We start from the raw sequence: 18,967 nt of genomic DNA on the forward strand, positions 1-18,967 counted from the left end.
ATGCAGACCTCGACCATACGCCGCGGCTTTACCCTGGTCGAACTGCTGGTGGTGCTGGCGATCATCTCGCTGCTGCTGACGATCGCCATCCCCCGCTATTTCGGTTCCGTGGAAAAGTCGAAGGAAGTCGCACTGAAGGAAAACCTGCAGGTGCTCAGGAGCGGCCTCGATAAATACTATGCCGACAAGGGAGAATATCCGGCCGCGCTGGACGACCTGGTGACCCACCATTACTTCCGCAGCGTGCCGCTCGATCCCGTCACGGAGTCCGCCGCCACCTGGCAATTGATCCCTTCGCCAAATGGCGAGATCGGCGGCGTGGCCGACGTGCGCAGCGGCGCCAAGGGCAAGACGCGTGAGGGGATTCCGTTTGAACAGCTCTAGTTTCCGGCGCGGCGCACGGGGCTTCGCGTATATCTGGACCCTGATGCTGGTGGCCTTCATGGGCGTGGGCCTGGTGCTGGCCGGCGAACTGTTTGCCACGGCCGCGCGGCGCGACAAGGAGCGCGAGCTGCTGTTCATCGGTCATGAATTCCGCAACGCGTTGGGCCGCTACTACGACAGCACGCCGGCCGACGGGCGGCCCCGCTATCCCTTGACCCTGCAGGAACTGCTGCGCGACCCGCGCTTTGCCAACGCCCGGCGCCATTTGCGCCGCCTGTATGCGGACCCCGTCACGGGCAAGGCGGAATGGGGCGTGCTGCGGCAGGAGGGACGCATCGTCGGCATCCATTCGCTGTCGCCGCAGCTGCCCATCAAGCAGGACAACTTCCTTGACGAAGACGCCAGCCTGCGCCGCAAGCAGCGCTACGCCGACTGGCACTTCACGTATCCGCACGACCTGGTGCTGGCTCCGCCCGACGCGGCCGGCGGCGCGCCCGGCCTCAAGCCGAAAGGCGCGAACTGATATCATGCCCGCATTCCATATTCAGCATCGAGCAAAGGAGCAGGCATGAGCATAGGTGGCACTTCCATCGAACAGGCATTGGCATCGCTGTCGGACATGACGGGCGGCATGGTCGCCATCGGCAAGGACGAACATGCGCAACGCATCGCCAAGGCGCAAGCGTTCATGCGCGCACAGGGCATCGCCGCCATCTACCTGAACGCGGGCGCCAACCTCACCTATTTCACGGGCACCAAATGGTATGCCAGCGAACGCATGGTGGGCGCCATCCTGCCGGCCAGCGGCGAGATCGAATACATCGCCCCCGCCTTCGAGGAAAGCACCCTGCAAGGCTTCATGCTCATCGAGGGCAAGGTCAATTGCTGGGAAGAGCATGAAAGCCCGTACCAGCTGTTCGTCGACGTGCTGGCGCGCATGGGAATCGTCCAGGACGCGAATCGACCGCTACGCGTGGGCATCTGCGAAAGCGCCGCCTTCTTCATCTACGACGGCATCAAGCCGCTGGCACCCGGCTATGCACTGGAAAACGCGCGCACCGTCACCGCGTACTGCCGCAGCAGAAAATCACAGGCGGAAATCGCCCTGATGCAGCGCGTGATGGACATGACCCTGGCCGTGCACGTGGCCACGGCCAGCATGCTGTACGAAGGCATCACGACGGTGGAAGTGGAGGAATTCATCCAGCGCGCGCACCGCAAGGTAGGCGCGCCCCGCTCGTACTTCTGCATCGTGCTGTTCGGCGAGGCGACCGCCTACCCGCATGGCGTCAACTACGAGCAGACCCTGAAGGCGGGCGACACGGTGCTGATCGACACGGGCTGCCAGGTGATGAACTACATCTCCGACATCACGCGCACCTATGTTTTCGGACAGATCAGCGAGCGCCAGCGCAGCGTATGGAACAGCGAAAAGGCCGCGCAAGCCGCCGCATTCGCGGCCGCCCAACTGGGCGTACCGTGCGGCGACGTGGACCGCGCCGCGCGCGTCTCGCTGGAAGCGGACGGCTACGGCCCCGGCTACAAGCTGCCCGGCCTGCCGCACCGCACGGGCCACGGCATCGGCCTCGATATCCACGAGTGGCCTTACCTGGTGGGCAACGACACGACGCCGCTCGACGTGGGCATGTGCTTCTCGAACGAGCCGATGATCTGCATCCCCGGCGAATTCGGCATCCGCCACGAAGACCATTTTTATATGACGGAAAACGGACCGCGCTGGTTCACGCAACCGGCGCACAGCATCGACGATCCGTTCGGTTTGCGCACGTAAGCCGGCGCTCCTGTGTTGGATTACGCTGCGCTAATCCAACCTACACTGCTGTGTTGGATTACGCTGCGCTAATCCAACCTATACCGCCAATGCCCGGTAGGTCGGATTAGCGCGCAGCGCGTAATCCGACACAGCACCCTGCGCCAGCTTGAACACGGCCAGCGCCGTACCCAGCTGCACGGCCTGTTCCTGCAGCGATTCAGCCGCCGCCGACGCTTCTTCCACCAGCGCGGAATTCTGCTGCGTCATCTGATCCATGCTGCCGATGGCCACGCCGATGTCGCCGATGCCGGCACTCTGCGCCTGGCTGGCGGCACTGATCTCGGCCATGATGTCGGCCACCTTTTTCACGGAATCGACGATCTGGCCCATGGTCAGACCCGCCTCGTCGACCAGCTTCGAGCCGACATTCACCCTGGCCACCGAATCGCCGATCAATTGCTTGATCTCGCGCGCCGCTGCCGCGCTGCGCTGCGCCAGGTTGCGCACTTCGGACGCCACTACGGCAAAGCCCCGCCCCTGTTCGCCGGCGCGCGCCGCTTCCACGGCCGCATTCAAGGCCAGGATGTTCGTCTGGAAGGCGATGCCGTCGATGACGCCGATGATGTCGACGATGCGTTTGGATGCATCGTTGATCTCGCCCATGGTGGTGACCACCTGGCTGACCACCTGCCCGCCCTTCACGGCAACCGACGATGCCGACACCACCAGCGCATGCGCCTGGCCCGCGTTGGCGGCGTTGTCGCGCACGGTGGAAGTCAGGCTGTCCATGCTGCGCGCCGTCTGGTCCAGGCTACCCGCCTGCGATTCCGTGCGCGCGGCCAGGTCCGCATTGCCCTGGGCGATTTCCGCGCTGGCCACCTGGATGGTTTCGGCCGACGCCTTGATATCGGAGACCATGCCGCCAAGCTTGGCGCGCATGTCCTTCAGCGCCGCCAGCAGGCTGTCCTGGTCGCCCGCCTCGGTCACGATGTGCATCGACAGGTCGCCATCGGCCACGGCGCGCGCGATCTGGCGCGCATATTCGGGTTCGCCGCCCAGCTGCTGCCAGATGGCGCGCACGACGAAATGCGACACGGCCACCAGGCAGACGATGACGGCCAGCGCCACGGCGATGCTGGTATTGAGCGCATTGCGCACATTGGCCGCGCTGCGTTCTATGCCCTGCCTGAACTGCGCTTGCGCCTGTTCGTTGGTCTTTGCCAGGTCGGCATTGAGCACCGCCAGCGCGCCCTGCATGCGCGCCACGGTCGCTTGCGGGTCGCCCTCTTCCATTTCCAGCATGATGCGCGCCGCGCTCAGGGCCGGCGCATAGTAGGCATCGAATTCGCTGGCCAGCCGCGTGCCGTGCTCGCGCTGGCCGGGGATCGCCGCAAAGGCGGCCAGTTTTTCGCGCAGCTTGACCGCCTGGCCGCCGACTTGCCCGATACGTTCCTTGTCGCCTTCGCTGACGGCATCGCGCAGGGCGTCGCCGACGGCGGCCACGTCCAGGGTCAGCGACTTGGCCATGTCAAGCACGGGATAGTCCGCGCTTTCCGTGGCGTGGATGGAATTGAGCGTGGCCGTGGACAGGTAGGCGCTGACGGCCAGCCCCAGCCCGAAAATCACGGCCGAGACGACAGGCAGCGCCCATATCTTGCGTTTGATGCTCATTGCTGTCTCCTGATTCTGATGAATTATCGGGCCGCCGCATGGCGTGCGGCCCGGGCCGGCTTTATGGCGCCGTCAGCACCACTTTGACGCTGGCGTCGACGGCACTCTTTTCGATATAGCCGATGGCTTTCGGATCGGCAGCCACGGCCTTCTTCACGTCGGCGCTATTGGCCACTTCCTTCGGCAAGGTGGCCTTGCCCGTGAAGACCAGCTTGGACCACAGGGCCTTCGCTTGCGACGGTTCCTTGTCCGTCACCTTCTTGTAGAACTCGGCGCGCACGGGGGCGCTTTCCGGCTGGTCGATCGGCGTCATGGCCGTCGATTTACCGAGGAAGAATTGCGCCACCTGTTCATTCGTCATGGCGCCAGCGGCGCTTTTCGGATTGACCACCACGACCACTTCGGCCATGGCGGGAACGGCGGTCGACAGCGCCAGCAAGGCAGCCACATTCAAGATCAATGGTTTCATGCGGCGCTCCTCAGAAAACGAAATCGATGGCGGCGGCAGCCACCGTGACGGGACCATGGAAGCCCGGCTTGGCTTGCACGAACAGGCCAGGGCCATTCTTCGGCTTGATGCGGTCGATCTGCACTTTCAGCGCGGCCGAACGGTGGAAGTCCCAGCGCACGCCGATGCTGTCCGTCGATTGCTCGAGCTGGTTGCGCATGGTGGCCAGAGTCTCGACGCCGGCCGACAGGGCGCGCAGGGTCGGCGTACAGGCGGCCGGATAGCCGGCAGGGCAGGATGCGGGCACGGTGTTGTTCACGCGGCCATCGGCCTTCAGGCTGGCGTGGCTGTAGTAGGGCAGGAAGGCACCGATGCGGTAGCCGCCCATCACATACCACGAGGTGCTGTCGCTGACATAGCTGTCCGTCTTGCGCTTCGCATATTCCGACTGCAGCAGCACATTGTTCCAGTCCAGGCCCAGGCCTACGGAGGTAAACGACGCCTTCTTGTCCTTGACTTCCAGCGCATCGGCCAGGGCGCCCAGCTGGGCGATCCGGTAGCCGCTGCCGGCCGCGCGCAAGCTGCCCATCAAGGTGTTCAGGCTCGGTGAATCGTTGATCGTCAACCTGGTCTCGGCCCGGCCGAAGCGCACGGTGACGGGGCCATGTTCAGCCACCACGTTCAAGGCGACGATGGACTTGCCTTCCACCTGCACGGTCGAAGCGGGACCCGTGGCCAGGGTGGCCTTGGTACGGCCCAGCGCCAGCTGCGTGGTGATGCTGGTATCGCCCGCGCTGAACTGGTAGGTGCCGTCGATGCCATCGATGCTATTGAGGGGCACCTGCGAATACATTTCGCCGGGCGGGCGCAGCATGGTGTTGGCATAGCCCACGTTGCGATAATCGGAAATCATGAAGACGGGCAGGCCCATGCGGCCGACGCGCACGCTGAAGCTGTCCGATACCTTGGCCTTGGCGAAGGCCCACGCCAGTTCGGCGCCGACATCATCTTCGCCATCCTTGCGCGCCAGGCCCTGCACGGTGGCCGACAGCCACGGGTTGACGGTGACATTGGCTTGCAAGCCCAGGTTGGAATCGACGCCCGTGCGGGCGGTGCGGCCGGCGCCGGCAGCCTGGTTCGGGCGCGCGAACTGCGCGTTGTCCGTATCGGCCATGGTCAGGGCGGCCGTGCCGTAACCGCTGATCTTGACGGCGGGGCCAACGGCCTCTTCGGCGTAGGCATGGCTGATGGCCAGGGGCATGGCCAACAGGAAAATCAGGACGTGTTTATTCATAGTAATTAAATACCCGTAGCGGTGAACGTTAATCGTGGAATGGAACTCGCGGTCGAGGGTTCACCAGCCGCAAAAGGCCGGGTCCGTTTTTTTTCGCGCCACCATCGCCTTGGGCGTGCATGGCGACGTGACCAGTGAGTAAAACCATGCTACATAGAAAAGGTTTTACGTTGGAAAGTTTTCTTGCGGCAATGAGCGAATTCGCCGCTTTTGATGAAAAAAGCACGCGTTCTAGAGGGGTTTATCTAAATAGCACGCTGTGCAAAACCACACTTAGCCTATATTTTTCATACACTTATGGATAATTCAAGACCAAAAGAACCCCCATAAAAAAAGCGCCACCCGCGCGAAGTTCGCGGGTGGCGCCATTCACACCGGTCCTGCCGGAGACGCTTACTCTCGGACTTACTCGCGCTTGGAGACCAGGGTCAGAATGTCATAGCTGGCCACCAGTTCCTCGTTCTGGTTGGTCACCTGCACGTCCCACGCGACCACGCCCTGGCCCACGCCAAACACGTCCTTGCGGTTGCGGTCGACCTTGCGCTTGCACGTCAGGCGGGCGCGGATGGTGTCGCCAATCGCCACCGGCGCGACGAAGCGCAGGTTGTCCAGACCGTAGTTGGCCAGCACGGGACCGACACCGGGCGAGACGAACAGGCCGGCGGCGGCGGACAGCACGAAGTAGCCGTGGGCGATGCGCTTGCCGAACTGCGATTCCTTCGCCGCGATTTCATCGAAGTGCATGTAGAAGAAATCGCCCGAGATGCCGCCGAAGGCGACGATGTCCGCTTCGCTGACTGTGCGGCGGTGCGTGAGCAGCGAGTCGCCCGTCTTCAAGTCCTCGAAGTGCTTGCGGAACGGGTGGATCGGACTTTCGTTGACGTCCGCGCCGCGCACGTATTCGCCCGTGATGGCCGCCAGCATGGTCGGCGAGCCTTGCACGGCCGCCCGTTGCAGATAGTGGCGCACGGCGCGCACGCCGCCCAGTTCCTCGCCGCCGCCCGCGCGGCCAGGGCCGCCATGCTTCAGCTGCGGCAGGGGCGAGCCATGGCCCGTCGAATCGACGGAAGCCACGCGCTCGAGCACGTGCACGCGGCCATGCGTAGCCGCCACTTGCGGTACCACGCGCGCGGCGATCTTCGGATCGCGCGTCACCAGGGTGCTCACCAGGCTGCCCTTGCCGCGCGCGGCCAGGGCCAGCGCTTCATCGATATCCTTGTAACCCATCATGGTGCTGACGGGGCCGAACGCTTCCACGTCATGCACGGCATCGTTGCCGAAGGCGTCGCGACACATCAGCAAGGTCGGCGAGAAGAAACTGCCGTCCTGCGCGCCATCGCCGAGCGGATTGAATCCGTCGGCCGCACCGAACACCACTTCATTACCCTGCGACAGGGTGGCGACACGCTCGGCCACGTCGTTCTGCTGCTCTTTCGACGCCAGCGCGCCCATGCGCACGCCTTCGATGGACGGGTCGCCCACCACCACCTTGGCCAGGCGCTCGCGCAGGCGCGAGCCGACGGCGTCCATCAGGTGCTCGGGCACGATGATGCGGCGGATCGCCGTGCACTTCTGGCCCGACTTGCCCGTCATTTCGCGCACGACTTCCTTGACGAACAGGTCGAATTCCACGTCGTCGGGCGTGACGTCCGGTGCCAGGATAGCGCAATTGAGCGAATCGGCTTCGCCGTTGAAAGGCACGGACTGGGCGATCAGGTTGGAATTCGTGCGCAGCTTGGCGGCCGTGGCGGCCGATCCTGTAAACGTGACGAAATCCTGGCCATTCAGGCGGTCCAGCAAGTCGCCCGTGGAACCGATCACCAGCTGCAAGCTGCCGGCCGGCAGCAAGCCCGATTCATGCATCATGCGCACGACGGCCTGCGTCAGATAGCTGGTCGCCGTGGCCGGCTTGGCGATGCAGGGCATGGCCGCCAGGAAGCTGGGCGCGAATTTTTCCAGCAGACCCCAGATGGGGAAGTTGAAGGCGTTGATGTGCACGGCCAGGCCGCCGCGCGGCACCAGGATGTGCGTGCCGGCGAAACCGCCCTTCTTGCCCAGCGCGATCGCCGGGCCTTCATGCAGCACGTTCGACGACGGCAGCTCGTTGCTGCCCATGCTGGCGTAGGCGAACAGGGTACCCGTGCCGCCTTCGATATCAACCCAGCTGTCGGCGCGCGTGGCGCCCGACAGGTGCGAGATCGCATACAGTTCTTCCTTGCGCTCGACCAGGTACAGGGCCAGCGCCTTCAGGCGCGCGGCGCGCTGCTGGAAATCGAGCGCCATCAGGCCCGGCACGCCCGTCTTGCGCGCATACGTGACGGCTTCGTCGAAGTCGATCTTTTCAGCATGCGTATGATAGATGACGCGGTTGTTCAAGGCGCTGTGCAGGGGCACGGCGGCGCTTTCGCCCAGCCAGCGGCCGGCGATCAGGCTTTGCAGGGTGGATATGTGAGCCATGTGGTTTCTCCGTAAAACGAGGGTGTTGGTGACGTTGGTGGTGGTGTCGGATGACGCGGGGCGCTGCCCCGCTAATCCGACCTACGCTCATATGGTTTATTGCGCCGAGGCGTTCTTGTGCAAATGCAGCGGCAAGGCCGATTCGAAATTGAGGCGCTGGCGGTTCGCCTCGACTTGCGTCAGCGCCTCCACTTCGCGCATCGTCTGCATGGAGCGCACGGCCAGTTCGTGGTACTGGCCCGTGCCCGAGCTTTTCCATTTGATTTCATCGTCGGTCAGCGCGCGGATCACCTTGGCGGGCGTGCCCACCACCATGCTGCGCGGTGCGACGACCATGCCCGCCTTCACGAAACTCATGGCGGCGACGATGGATTCCTCGCCGATGACGGCGTTGTCCATCACCACGGCGTTCATGCCGACGAGCGCATTGCGGCCGATGCGGCAGCCGTGCAGCACGGCGCCATGGCCGATATGGCCATCGACTTCGACTACCGTGTCGCAGCCGGGGAAGCCGTGCATGACGCACGTGTCCTGCAGGTTCGCCCCCTCTTCCAGGATCAGGCGGCCGAAGTCGCCGCGAATCGAAGCGAGCGGGCCGATATAGCAGCGCGGACCGACGATCACGTCGCCGATCAGCACGGCCGACGGGTGCACGTAGGCGCTGGGGTGGACGACGGGGGTGACGCCGTTGATTTCGTAGACTTTGACCATACAAACTCCTATTCATCTGCGCGCCATGCACGCTATTACTAGACGCAGCGGAAAACTGGGGTCAGACCCGGCGGGTCTGACCCCGGCCCTCCGCTGCTGTCTTCACATACCCAGGTACGCGCTTTGTACCTGCTCGTTGTGCAGCAATTCGGGACCGGGACCGGACAGGGTAATCGCGCCCGTCTCGATCACATAGCCCACGTCGGCGATCGACAGGGCCGCGTGCGCGTTCTGCTCGACGAGGAAGATGGTGATGCCCTGGTCGCGCAGCTCGGCCACGATGCGGAAGATTTCCGCGATCAGGAGCGGCGCCAGGCCCATGCTCGGTTCATCGAGCAGCAGCAGTTGCGGGCGGCCCATCAGCGCGCGCGCCATGGCCAGCATCTGCTGCTGTCCGCCGGAGAGCGTGCCGGCCAGCAGCAGGCGCTTTTCCTTCAGGATCGGAAACAGGCCGTACATGCGCTCCATGTCGCCCGCCACGTCCTGTGCGGGGCGTGTAAACGCGCCCAGGCGCAGATTGTCTTCCACCGTCATGGGGCCGAACACTTGCCGCCCTTCCGGCACCTGGCAGATGCCGGCGCGCACGCGCTTGTCGGCGCTCATGCGGCTGACGTCCTGGCCGGCGAAGGCGATGCTGCCGGCGCTGATCGGCTGCACGCCGGAGATCGCCCGCAGCAAGGTCGTCTTGCCGGCGCCATTGGCGCCCACCAGCGCCACCAGCTGGCCCTGGCGCACTTGCAGGTCGATGCCGTGCAGGGCCTGGATGCGGCCGTAATGGCTAGTCAGGCCGGCGATATCGAGCACCAGCGGTGTCTGGGGTTTTTCCATCTTCATCATGCCGCCACTCCCAGGTATGCCGCCACCACGTCGGGATTGGCGCGCACTTCGGCAGCGGTCCCTTCGGCCAGCTTCTTGCCATAGTCGAGCACCAGGATATGGTCCGACAAATTCATCACCAGTTTCATGTCATGCTCGACCAGCACCACCGTCACGCCCGATTGCGCCACCTTGCGGATCAGGGCTTCGATCTCGCCCGTCTCCGTGTGGTTCAGGCCCGCCGCCGGTTCGTCGAGCAGCAGCACCTTCGGCTTGGCCGCCAGCGCACGGGCGATTTCCAGGCGTTTTAATGCGCCATACGACATCTGCCCTGCCTCGTCGCCGATGTGGCGGCCGACGCCGACAAATTCCATCAGGCCCGCCGCCTCGTCGCGGCAGGCCGCATCCGCGCGGCGCACGGACGGCAAACGCAGCATGGAGGCAAACAGGTTCTGGTTCAGGCGCAGGTGCGCGCCCACCATCACATTGTCGATCGCTGTCATGTTCATGCACACCTGCAGATTCTGGAAAGTGCGGCTCATGCCGCGCCGCGCCAGCGCATCGGGCGACATGGCGGCCACGTTCTCGCCATTGAGCAGGATCTCGCCTTTGGTCGGCGTATAGACACCGGTGATCAGGTTGAACAGGGTCGTCTTGCCGGCGCCGTTCGGCCCGATCACGGAGTGGATATTGCCTTCCTTGACGGTAAAGCTCACGTCCTGCACCGCGTGCACGCCGCCGAAGCTCTTGCTCAGGTTGTTAATCGTCAGCATCTCACACCTCCCGTGCAGATTGAGGCGGTGCTTTCGGCGTGGCAGAACGCTTGCGCGAACGGCTGGCCAGGCTCGGCACCAGGCCCTTGGGCATGAAGATCATGGTCGCCATCAGGATCACGCCGAACACTACCGTTTCCCAGCCTTCAAAACTGGACAGCAGTTGCGGCAAGACCGTCAGCAGCGCGGCGCCGATGATGGAACCGAAGATCGACGCCATGCCGCCCACCACCACCATCGTCACCAGCTCGATCGAGTGGAAGAAGCCGGCCAGGTTGGGCGTGATGAAGCCGATGTAATGGGCGCTGATGCTGCCCGCGATGCTGGCAATCACCGCCGACAGCACGAACACGCGCACCTTGAAGCGCGTCGTATCGACGCCGACCACGCGGGCCGCCACTTCCGAACCGTGGATGGCCTGCAGCGCCCGGCCGACGGGCGAATCGATGAGGTTCAGGGCCAGCCACGTGACCAGCAACAGCAGCACGGCGCACACCAGGTACCATGATTTTTCGCCGGCGATTTCCAGGCCGGCGACACTGAAGGCGGAGACGCCGATGCCGTCCGGACCGCCCGTCCATTGCGTCTCGTTGTTGATGACGATGGAAATGATGATGCCCAGTCCCAGCGTCGCCATGGCCAGGGTATGGCCCTTGAGTTTCAGTACGGGACGCGCCAGCAGCAGCGCCAGCAGGCCCGTGGCGACGGCGCCGGCGGCCAGGGCGGCCAGCGGCGGCCAGCCATAGTGCGTGGTCAGCACGGCCGACGCATACGCGCCCAGGCCATAGAAGCCCGCGTGACCGAGGCTGATCTGGCCCGTATAGCCCATCAAGAGGTTCAGGCCGATGACGACGATGGCGTTCAGCGCGATGCGGATCGCCACGTCATAGTAGAACGCATTGCTGAGGAACAGCGGCAGGATGGCCAGCACGAGCGCCAGCACCAGCAAGCCGCCATGGCGCGAGCGGGTAAGGAAATTCTTCATACACGCTCCGAATTTTTAGCGCCAAACAAGCCTTGCGGCAGGAAGAACAGGATCAATAGAATCAGCACGAACGGCACCGCATCCTTGTAGGCCGACGAGATGTAGCCGGCCGTCATGGCTTCGGCGATGCCGAGGATCAGGCCGCCGGCAATCGCGCCCGCGCCGCCACCGAGGCCACCCAATACGGCGGCGACAAAACCTTTCAGGCCCAGCATGATGCCCGCGTCATACGATGTATAGGTGATCGGTGCGACCAGGATGCCGCCCGCCGCGCCCAGCAGGGCCGACAGGCCGAACGAGAACAGCAGCACCTTGCGCGTGTTGATGCCCACCAGTTGCGCGGCCAGCTTGTTGTGCGAGGTGGCCAGCATGGCCTTGCCCATCAGCGTGCGGCCGAAGAACCAGCCCAGCACCAGCACGATGACGACCGTCACGCCCAGCACCCACAGGCTTTGCGGCAGCAGGCTCGCGCCAAAAAATTCGATCGGCGCGTCGCCGGAAAAGGCCGGCAGCGAGTGCGTATCCTTGCCCAGCCAGATTTGCACGAGGCCGCGCAGCACGAGCGAAGCGCCGATGGTAATGATCAAGAGCGTGATGACCTGCGCGTTTTGCGCCGGTTCGATCACGGCTTTTTCCATCAATAGGCCAACGATGCCGGTGGCGATGACGGCCAGGATGATGGCCAGCGGCAGCGGCACGCCGGCGGCCGACATCACGGCGGCCAGCATCCCGCCCAGCATGATGAATTCGCCCTGCGCGAAATTGATCACGCCGCTGGTGTTGTAGATGATGGTAAAGCCCAGCGCCGCCAGCGCGTAGGCGGAACCGACCGTCATCCCGGAATACAGAAATTGTAGAAATTGTGCGACTTCCATGGTGTCTCCATTATGTTCGGCTATGCGCGGGCCGCCTTCGAGGGCAGCCTCGCGCAGGTACTCTGGCTTACATCACTTCGACAATTGCCATTCGCCGTTCTTCACTTCCACCATGCGGAAAGCCGACAGGTCCAGGCCCATGTGGTCTTTGGCCGACATGTTGAACACGCCGGTCGTGCCCACAAAACCCTTGGTCTGTTCCAGTGCCGTGCGCACTTTTTCGCGGTCCGTGCCGCCGGCGCGCTTGATGGCGTCCACCGACAGGTTCAGGGCGTCGAGCGCATAGCCGCCAAAGGTCGACGGATCGATCTTGTAGCGGTCTTTATACGTCTTGTCGTAGCCGACGACGACGGCCTTCTGCGCGTCGCTGTCGGGCAGCATGGCGCCGATCAACAGGGCCGGCGTCGGCAGGCGCACGCCTTCGGCAGCCTTGCCCGACAGCTTCAGGTATTCGTCCGACGCCACGCCATGCGACTGGTACAGCGGCAGCGCGGCCATGCCCAGCTGGCCGTAGTTCTTGGTCACGACCGCCGGGCCCTGGCCCAGGCCGAACACGAAGACGGCCTGCACACCGGCCGTATTCTTGATGCGCGTGAGCTGCGCCGTGATGTCCGTGTCTTTCGGACCGTAGGTTTCATCGGCCACCAGGGTGATGCCATATTTGGAAGCGACGATCTGCGATTCCTTGCGGCCCGAGGCGCCGAAGCCGCTCGTTTCCGACAGCAGGCCCACCTTGCTGATGCCGCGCTTCTTCATATCCTCGAACACCTTCTCGGCCGCCATGCGGTCCGTATGCGGCGTCTTGAAAACCCATTTCTTGACCGGATCGATGATGACCACGGCGCCCGCCAGCGAGATGAACGGCATGCTGGCGCGGTCCACCAGCGGCGCCATCGCCATCGTCGCGCCGGTGGTGGTGCCGCCGATCAGCACGTCGACCTTGTCCGACTCGATCAGGCGCTTGGTAAAACCGTTGGCCTTGGCCGCATCGCTGCCGTCGTCGTAGTGCACCAGTTCCAGCTTGCGTCCCAGCACGCCGCCGGCCGCATTGATTTTCTCGATATACAGCTGCAGGGTTTTCAGTTCCGGGTCGCCCAGAAAGGCGGCCGGGCCCGTGACGGACAGCACGGAACCGATCTTGATGTTGTCGGCCGCGTACGCACCCGCGGCAGTCATTGCCAGCACGCCGGCGATCAGGGTTTTCTTGAAGATATTGGCAATCATTATGGTCTCCACCAGGTTGGCACTACGGTCAATTATGGTTGGCGCTTTTTTTGCAAGCCTGCGCCTTTTTTGTTGTTTTACTTTTTTATACGCGTTCAATGACGACAGCAATACCCTGCCCCACGCCAATGCACATGGTGCACAGCGCATAGCGCCCGCCCGTGCGTTCCAGCTGGTTCAGCGCCGCCATCACCAGGCGCGCGCCCGATGCGCCCAGCGGGTGGCCGATGGCAATCGCCCCGCCATTCGGGTTCACGTGGGCCGCATCGTCGGCCAGGCCCAGGTCGCGCGTGACGGCCAGGGCCTGCGCGGCAAACGCTTCATTGAGTTCGATCACGTCCATCTGCTCGATGGTGAGGCCGGTCTGCGCCAGCACCTTGCGCGAGGCCGGCGACGGACCGAAGCCCATGATGCGCGGCGCCAGGCCCGCCGTGGCCATGCCCAGCACCTTTGCGCGCGGCGTCAATTTGTATTTATCCACGGCGGCGGCGGACGCCAGCAAGATCGCGCAGGCGCCGTCGTTCAAGCCCGAGGCGTTGCCGGCCGTGACCGTGCCGTCCGCCTTCACCACGCCTTTCAGTTTCGCCAGCATTTCCAGCGAGGTATCGGGGCGCGGATGTTCATCCATCGTCACCATCTTCGGCTCGCCCTTTTTTTGCGGCACGGCGACGGGCACGATTTCGCGATCGAACACGCCGGCCGCGTTGGCGGCGGCCCAGCGCTGCTGACTGCGCAAGGCCAGCGCGTCCTGGTCGGCGCGGCTGATGCCAAATTCCACGGCCACGTTTTCCGCCGTTTCCGGCATGGTATCGATGCCGTACTGCGCCTTCATTTTGCCGTTGACGAAGCGCCAGCCCAGGGTCGTGTCTTCGATTTTCGACGCGCGCGAGAACGCGCTGTCGGCCTTGCCCATCACGAACGGTGCGCGCGTCATGCTTTCCACGCCGCCGGCGATGATCAGCTCCGCCTCGCCTGCCTTGATCGAGCGGGCGGCCATGCCCACGGCGTCCAGGCTGGAGCCGCACAGGCGGTTGATGGTATTGGCCGGCACTGCGGCCGGCAAGCCCGCCAGCAGCGCGGCCATGCGGCCCACGTTGCGGTTGTCTTCGCCCGCCTGGTTGGCGCAGCCGTAGAACACGTCGTCGATGGCGGACCAGTCGACGGACGGGTTGCGGGCGATCAGCGCGGCGATCGGCAGCGCGCCCAGGTCGTCGGCGCGCACGCTGGACAAGGCACCGCCGTAGCGGCCGAAAGGTGTGCGCACGGCGTCACAGATAAAGGCTTCGTTCATGTTTGCTTCCTTGTTCGGGCTATCAGGAGAAAATCTTCGGGCGCTGGTCGACCACGCGGCGGGCCTTGCCCGTCAGCGTGCGTTCGATGCCGGCGGCGGCCACCAGGCGCACGCGCGTGCTCACGCCCACGTGCGTCTTGATGCGGTGTTCCAGTTCGCGCGCCAGGGCGTCCGTTTCGCTGGCCGAGAGGGTGGCCGTCAGGTCGATGCGCAGCTCGGCGATCACTTCGAGCTTGTCGAGGTGGCCGTCGCGCGTGACGACCAGCTGGTACTGCGGCGCCAGCTTCGGCATTTTGAGGATCAGCTCTTCGATCTGCGTGGGGAAAACGTTCACGCCGCGGATGATCAGCATGTCGTCGGAGCGGCCCGTGATCTTGCCGATGCGGCGCATGGCCCGCGAGGTCGGCGGCAGCAAGCGGGTCAGGTCGCGCGTGCGGTAGCGGATGATGGGCAGCGCCTCTTTCGACAAGGAGGTAAACACCAGTTCGCCCTCTTCGCCGTCCGGCAGCACTTCGCCCGTTTCCGGATCGATGATCTCGGGATAGAAATGGTCTTCCCAGATGACGGGACCGTCCTTGCTCTCGATGCATTCGGACGCCACGCCAGGTCCCATCACTTCGGACAGGCCGTAGATGTCGACGGCGTCGATGCCGGCGCGCGCTTCGATTTCCGAACGCATGGCGTCCGTCCACGGTTCGGCGCCAAAGATGCCCACCTTCAGCGACGATTCGGCCGGGTCCAGGCCCTGGCGCGTGAATTCCTCGATGATGTTGAGCATGTACGACGGCGTGACCATGATGATGGACGGCTTGAAATCCTGGATCAGCTGCACCTGCTTTTCCGTCTGCCCGCCGGACATCGGGATGACCGTGCAGCCGAGGCGCTCGGCGCCGTAGTGCGCGCCCAGGCCGCCCGTGAACAGGCCGTAGCCATACGAGATATGCACCATATCGCCCGCGCGGCCGCCGCCGGCGCGGATCGAGCGCGCCACCACGTTGGCCCAGGTATCGATGTCGTTCTGCGTGTAGCCGACCACCGTGGCCTTGCCCGTGGTGCCGCTCGAGGCGTGGATGCGCACCACCTGCTCGCGCGGCACGGCGAACAGGCCGAACGGGTAATTGTCGCGCAAGACTTTTTTGTCCGTGAACGGGAATTTGGCCAGGTCGGCCAGGGATTTGAGATCATCCGGATGCACGCCCGCTGCGTCAAAAGCGGCACGGTAATGGGGCACGTTGTCATACGCGTGCTTGAGCGTCCATTTCATGCGTTCGAGCTGCAGCGCCTGCAGTTCATCCTTGCTGGCGCGCTCGATCGGCTCGAGGTCATTCGGGGAAGGCGTACGTTGGACCATCATTGTCTCCTGTTTAATTCTTTAACTATTCAATCGGTTCCGGCAGTTCAAGCCTGCTCTTGTATGACTTCGCCCGCCACGCGGATCGACTTGCCCCGGAAGAGCGCGACGGCGCGGCCTTCCTGGTTGCTGACCTTGACGTCATAGACGCCGCTCTTGCCCGCCAGCGCCTGTTCGACGGCGTGCGCCGTCAGCACGTCGCCTTCGCGGCCCGGCGCCAAGTAGTCGATGGTGCAGCCGGCGCCCACGGTGTTCATGTTGTAGCTGTTGCAGGCGAAGGCGAAGGCGCTGTCGGCCAGGGCAAAAATGAAACCGCCGTGGCAGGTCTGGTGGCCATTGAGCATGTCGGCGCGCACCGTCATCGTCATGCGCGCATGGCCGGGACCCACGTCGGCCAGGGCGATGCCCATGGCGGCGGTGGCGTTATCGCGCGACAGCATGGAGGCGGCAGCCGCTTCGGCCAAAGCCTGAGCAGCGTGAATATGGTCTTCCTTATGCATGAAACGGTGCTCCATTGGCGAGTTTGCGGCGCAGCAGCGGCGAGACCCTGTAGCGGTCTTCGCCATAGCCTTGCGCCAGGTGGTGCAGCACGGTCACGATCTGTTGAACGCCGACCGCATCGGCCCAGGCCAGCGGTCCGCGCGGATAATTGACGCCCTTCTGCATGGCGATATCGACGGCATCCGCCGTGCACACGCCCTGGTTGACGGCGTCGGCCGCCTCGTTGGCCAGCATGGCGACGGTGCGCATGACGGCCAGGCCAGGCACGTCGTCCAGGCGCGTGACGGTGAAACCGGCCGCCTGGAACAGGCCGACGACGGCCGCGTAGGCGTCGTCGCTGCACTGGTCGGCACGGGCCACGGCGATGCGCTTTGCACTGGCGTAATCGAGCGCCAGGTCGAACAGCACCGTGTCCGGATGCTGGTTGTCGTGTGCGCGCTGGGTGGCGCTGCGCCCATCGGTCAGATAGATCGCGGCGCCATGGCAATGCAGGGCCGGCGCCTCGTCATGCGCCTGGCCTTCCTGCGTCACGCGGCGGCTGACGGTAATGCCGGCCTGCTCCAGGCGCTGCACCAGGCTGCGGATGATGCCACTGTGGCCCCGCCCGTCGCCGCCGATGGCGGCCGACAGGGCGACGAATTCCGGCTTCGGCTGCGCGCCTTCCGCCTGCGCCACGGGTGCAGGCGCACCTTCGCCATAGGGGTAAAAACCGCGGCCCGATTTGCGGCCAAGGAATCCCGCGTTGACCATTTCCTGCTGCAGCACGGACGGCGTGAAGCGCGGGTCGTTGAAATAGGCGCCGAACACGGACTGGGTGACGGAGAAATTCACGTCGTGGCCGATCAGGTCCATCAGTTCGAATGGCCCCATGCGGAAGCCGCCCGCTTCGCGCAGCACGGCATCGATGGTGGCGGCATCGCCCGCCTGTTCATTCAGCAAGCGCCAGCCTTCCGCATAGAACGGACGGGCGACCCGGTTGACGATGAAGCCCGGTGTCGATTTCGCATGCACGGGCTTCTTGCCCCAGGCGATGGACGTGTCATACACGGTGGCAGCGACCTGCTCGCTGGTGGCCAGCCCGCTGATCACCTCCACCAGCGCCATCAGGGGCACGGGATTAAAGAAATGCATGCCGACCAGGCGTTCCGGCCGGCGCAGCTTGGCGGCGATGGCCGTGACGGAGATCGACGAGGTATTCGTCGCCAGGATGCAGTCGTCGCTGACCAACGCTTCGAGTTCGGCGAACAGGCCGCGCTTGACGTCGAGGTTTTCCACGATGGCTTCCACCACCAGGGCGCAATCGCTCACATCGGCCAGGCTGCCGGCCGCCTGCAGGCGCGCCGTGGCGGCCGTGGCTTCGTCCAACGTCATGCGGCCCTTCTCGGCCAGCTTCGCATACATCTTGCCGATATCAAGCAAAGCCTTGCTCACCGCTTCCGCGCGCGTGTCGTACAGTTTGACCGTGTAGCCGGCCGCTGCCGCCACCTGCGCGATGCCGGCGCCCATGGCGCCGCTGCCGATGACGGCGACGATACTGTTGTTGTCCAAAGCTGCCATATCAGTGTCCCTTGAATTGCGGTGTGCGCTTTTCCATGAAGGCGGCCACGCCTTCGCGGTAATCGTCGCTGTTACCGAGATCGCTCATCATGCGCGCTTCCAGCGCAAGCTGCTGCGGCAGGGTATTGGCGCCACTGAGAGCCAGCGCCTGCTTGGTGTACGCCAGGCCCTTGGTCGGTGCGGTAGAAAAGTGCACGGCCAGCTTGCGCGTCTCTTCCGCCAGCTGCGCGTCATCCACGCATTTCCAGATCAAACCCCAGTCCTCGGCCTTTTCCGCCGTCAGTTTTTCGCCGAGCATGGCCAGTCCCATGGCGCGTGCCGAACCGATCAGCCGTGGCAGGAAAAAGGTACCGCCCGTGTCCGGAATCAGGCCCAGCTTGCAGAACACTTCGACGAAACTGGCCGACTTGCCGGCGATGACGATGTCGCAAGCCAGCGCCAGGTTGGCGCCCGCGCCGGCGGCCACGCCGTTGACGGCGCAGATCACGGGCATAGCCAGGGCTTTCAAGGCCAGCACCAGCGGCGCGTAGTTCTTTTCCACCGATTCGCCCAGGTCCACGCCCTTCGAGCCCGGTTCCACGGCGCGGTCGGACAAATCCTGGCCCGCGCAAAAGCCGCGGCCCGCGCCCGTCAGCACGAAGACGCGCACGGAACTGTCGGCGTTCACTTGCGCAAGCGCGTCGCGCACTTCCTCGTGCATGGCTTGCGTAAAGCTATTGAGCTTGTCGGGACGGTTCAGGGTGAGCGTCGCGATACCCTGCTCGATGGTGAAGAGGATGTTTTGGTAGGTCATGGCATCTCGCTATTTTTATTTATTGGCCCGCAGCGGAAATCTGGGGTCAGACCCGGCGGGTC

General features: G+C 64.3%; 18 protein-coding genes. 3 read left to right on the forward strand and 15 right to left on the reverse strand.

Going from position 1 to position 18,967, the window contains the following annotated elements; translation table 11 throughout:
* From D9M09_RS23285 to D9M09_RS23295, 3 genes are read left to right on the forward strand one after another with little or no spacing between them, the layout of a single operon-like run.
* Entirely contained in the window at positions 1-384 is a 384-nt protein-coding gene (locus D9M09_RS23285) for a type II secretion system protein (protein ID WP_070291076.1), read from the forward strand.
* On the forward strand, positions 371-907 hold the full coding sequence (locus D9M09_RS23290; RefSeq protein ID WP_240453454.1) for a type II secretion system protein: 537 nt from the start codon (positions 371-373) through the stop codon (positions 905-907). Before D9M09_RS23285 ends, D9M09_RS23290 begins: the two co-directional genes overlap by 14 nt.
* A gap of 45 nt (positions 908-952) precedes the next feature.
* A complete protein-coding gene (locus D9M09_RS23295) occupies positions 953-2,176 on the forward strand; it encodes a M24 family metallopeptidase (protein ID WP_070291044.1) in 1,224 nt (407 codons plus the stop codon).
* A 78-nt stretch (positions 2,177-2,254) separates the two neighbouring features.
* Here D9M09_RS23295 and D9M09_RS23300 read toward each other — a convergent pair whose 3' ends face one another.
* The 15 genes from D9M09_RS23300 to paaG form a co-directional block, all read right to left on the reverse strand.
* Positions 2,255-3,829 carry a methyl-accepting chemotaxis protein gene (locus D9M09_RS23300; protein WP_121670497.1) on the reverse strand — a complete coding sequence of 525 codons (1,575 nt, stop codon included), beginning with the start codon at positions 3,827-3,829 and terminating at the stop codon, positions 2,255-2,257.
* Positions 3,830-3,890: 61 nt separating this feature from the next.
* On the reverse strand, positions 3,891-4,298 hold the full coding sequence (locus D9M09_RS23305; RefSeq protein WP_070224256.1) for a hypothetical protein: 408 nt from the start codon (positions 4,296-4,298) through the stop codon (positions 3,891-3,893).
* Positions 4,299-4,308: 10 nt separating this feature from the next.
* Entirely contained in the window at positions 4,309-5,571 is a 1,263-nt protein-coding gene (locus D9M09_RS23310; RefSeq protein WP_070224255.1) for a hypothetical protein, read from the reverse strand.
* Between the two features lie 405 nt (positions 5,572-5,976).
* Positions 5,977-8,028 carry a phenylacetic acid degradation bifunctional protein PaaZ gene (paaZ, locus tag D9M09_RS23315; RefSeq protein WP_070224254.1) on the reverse strand — a complete coding sequence of 684 codons (2,052 nt, stop codon included), beginning with the start codon at positions 8,026-8,028 and terminating at the stop codon, positions 5,977-5,979.
* A gap of 96 nt (positions 8,029-8,124) precedes the next feature.
* On the reverse strand, positions 8,125-8,739 hold the full coding sequence (gene paaY / locus D9M09_RS23320; RefSeq protein ID WP_070291039.1) for a phenylacetic acid degradation protein PaaY: 615 nt from the start codon (positions 8,737-8,739) through the stop codon (positions 8,125-8,127).
* 102 nt (positions 8,740-8,841) lie between these two features.
* Entirely contained in the window at positions 8,842-9,573 is a 732-nt protein-coding gene (locus D9M09_RS23325) for an ABC transporter ATP-binding protein (RefSeq protein WP_070291038.1), read from the reverse strand.
* Positions 9,573-10,328 carry an ABC transporter ATP-binding protein gene (locus tag D9M09_RS23330; protein WP_070224251.1) on the reverse strand — a complete coding sequence of 252 codons (756 nt, stop codon included), beginning with the start codon at positions 10,326-10,328 and terminating at the stop codon, positions 9,573-9,575. The genes D9M09_RS23325 and D9M09_RS23330 overlap by 1 nt, the downstream gene beginning before the upstream one ends.
* Position 10,329: 1 nt before the next feature.
* Positions 10,330-11,313, reverse strand: a complete 984-nt coding sequence (locus D9M09_RS23335; RefSeq protein ID WP_070291037.1) for a branched-chain amino acid ABC transporter permease — start codon at positions 11,311-11,313, stop codon at positions 10,330-10,332.
* Entirely contained in the window at positions 11,310-12,188 is an 879-nt protein-coding gene (locus tag D9M09_RS23340) for a branched-chain amino acid ABC transporter permease (protein WP_121670498.1), read from the reverse strand. Before D9M09_RS23340 ends, D9M09_RS23335 begins: the two co-directional genes overlap by 4 nt.
* A 72-nt stretch (positions 12,189-12,260) precedes the next feature.
* Positions 12,261-13,412 (reverse strand): ABC transporter substrate-binding protein, encoded by a 1,152-nt coding sequence (locus tag D9M09_RS23345; RefSeq protein WP_070311614.1) that lies wholly within the window; start codon positions 13,410-13,412, stop codon positions 12,261-12,263.
* Between the two features lie 85 nt (positions 13,413-13,497).
* Complete coding sequence (gene pcaF / locus D9M09_RS23350) at positions 13,498-14,703, reverse strand: 3-oxoadipyl-CoA thiolase (protein ID WP_121670499.1); 1,206 nt, start codon at positions 14,701-14,703, stop codon at positions 13,498-13,500.
* A gap of 22 nt (positions 14,704-14,725) precedes the next feature.
* Positions 14,726-16,054, reverse strand: a complete 1,329-nt coding sequence (gene paaK, locus D9M09_RS23355; RefSeq protein ID WP_121671209.1) for a phenylacetate--CoA ligase PaaK — start codon at positions 16,052-16,054, stop codon at positions 14,726-14,728.
* Between the two features lie 47 nt (positions 16,055-16,101).
* Entirely contained in the window at positions 16,102-16,554 is a 453-nt protein-coding gene (gene paaI, locus D9M09_RS23360; RefSeq protein WP_070224245.1) for a hydroxyphenylacetyl-CoA thioesterase PaaI, read from the reverse strand.
* Positions 16,547-18,112: a 3-hydroxyacyl-CoA dehydrogenase PaaH gene (paaH, locus tag D9M09_RS23365; protein ID WP_121670500.1), complete on the reverse strand. Its 1,566-nt coding sequence runs from the start codon at positions 18,110-18,112 to the stop codon at positions 16,547-16,549. Before paaH ends, paaI begins: the two co-directional genes overlap by 8 nt.
* A 1-nt stretch (position 18,113) precedes the next feature.
* The gene (paaG, locus tag D9M09_RS23370) at positions 18,114-18,905 is read right to left on the reverse strand and encodes a 2-(1,2-epoxy-1,2-dihydrophenyl)acetyl-CoA isomerase PaaG (RefSeq protein WP_121670501.1); all 792 of its coding nucleotides are present in this window, start codon (positions 18,903-18,905) and stop codon (positions 18,114-18,116) included.
* Between the last annotated feature and the right edge of the window lie 62 nt (positions 18,906-18,967).

The sequence above is a fragment of the Janthinobacterium agaricidamnosum genome, assembly GCF_003667705.1.
GTDB lineage: Bacteria > Pseudomonadota > Gammaproteobacteria > Burkholderiales > Burkholderiaceae_D > Janthinobacterium.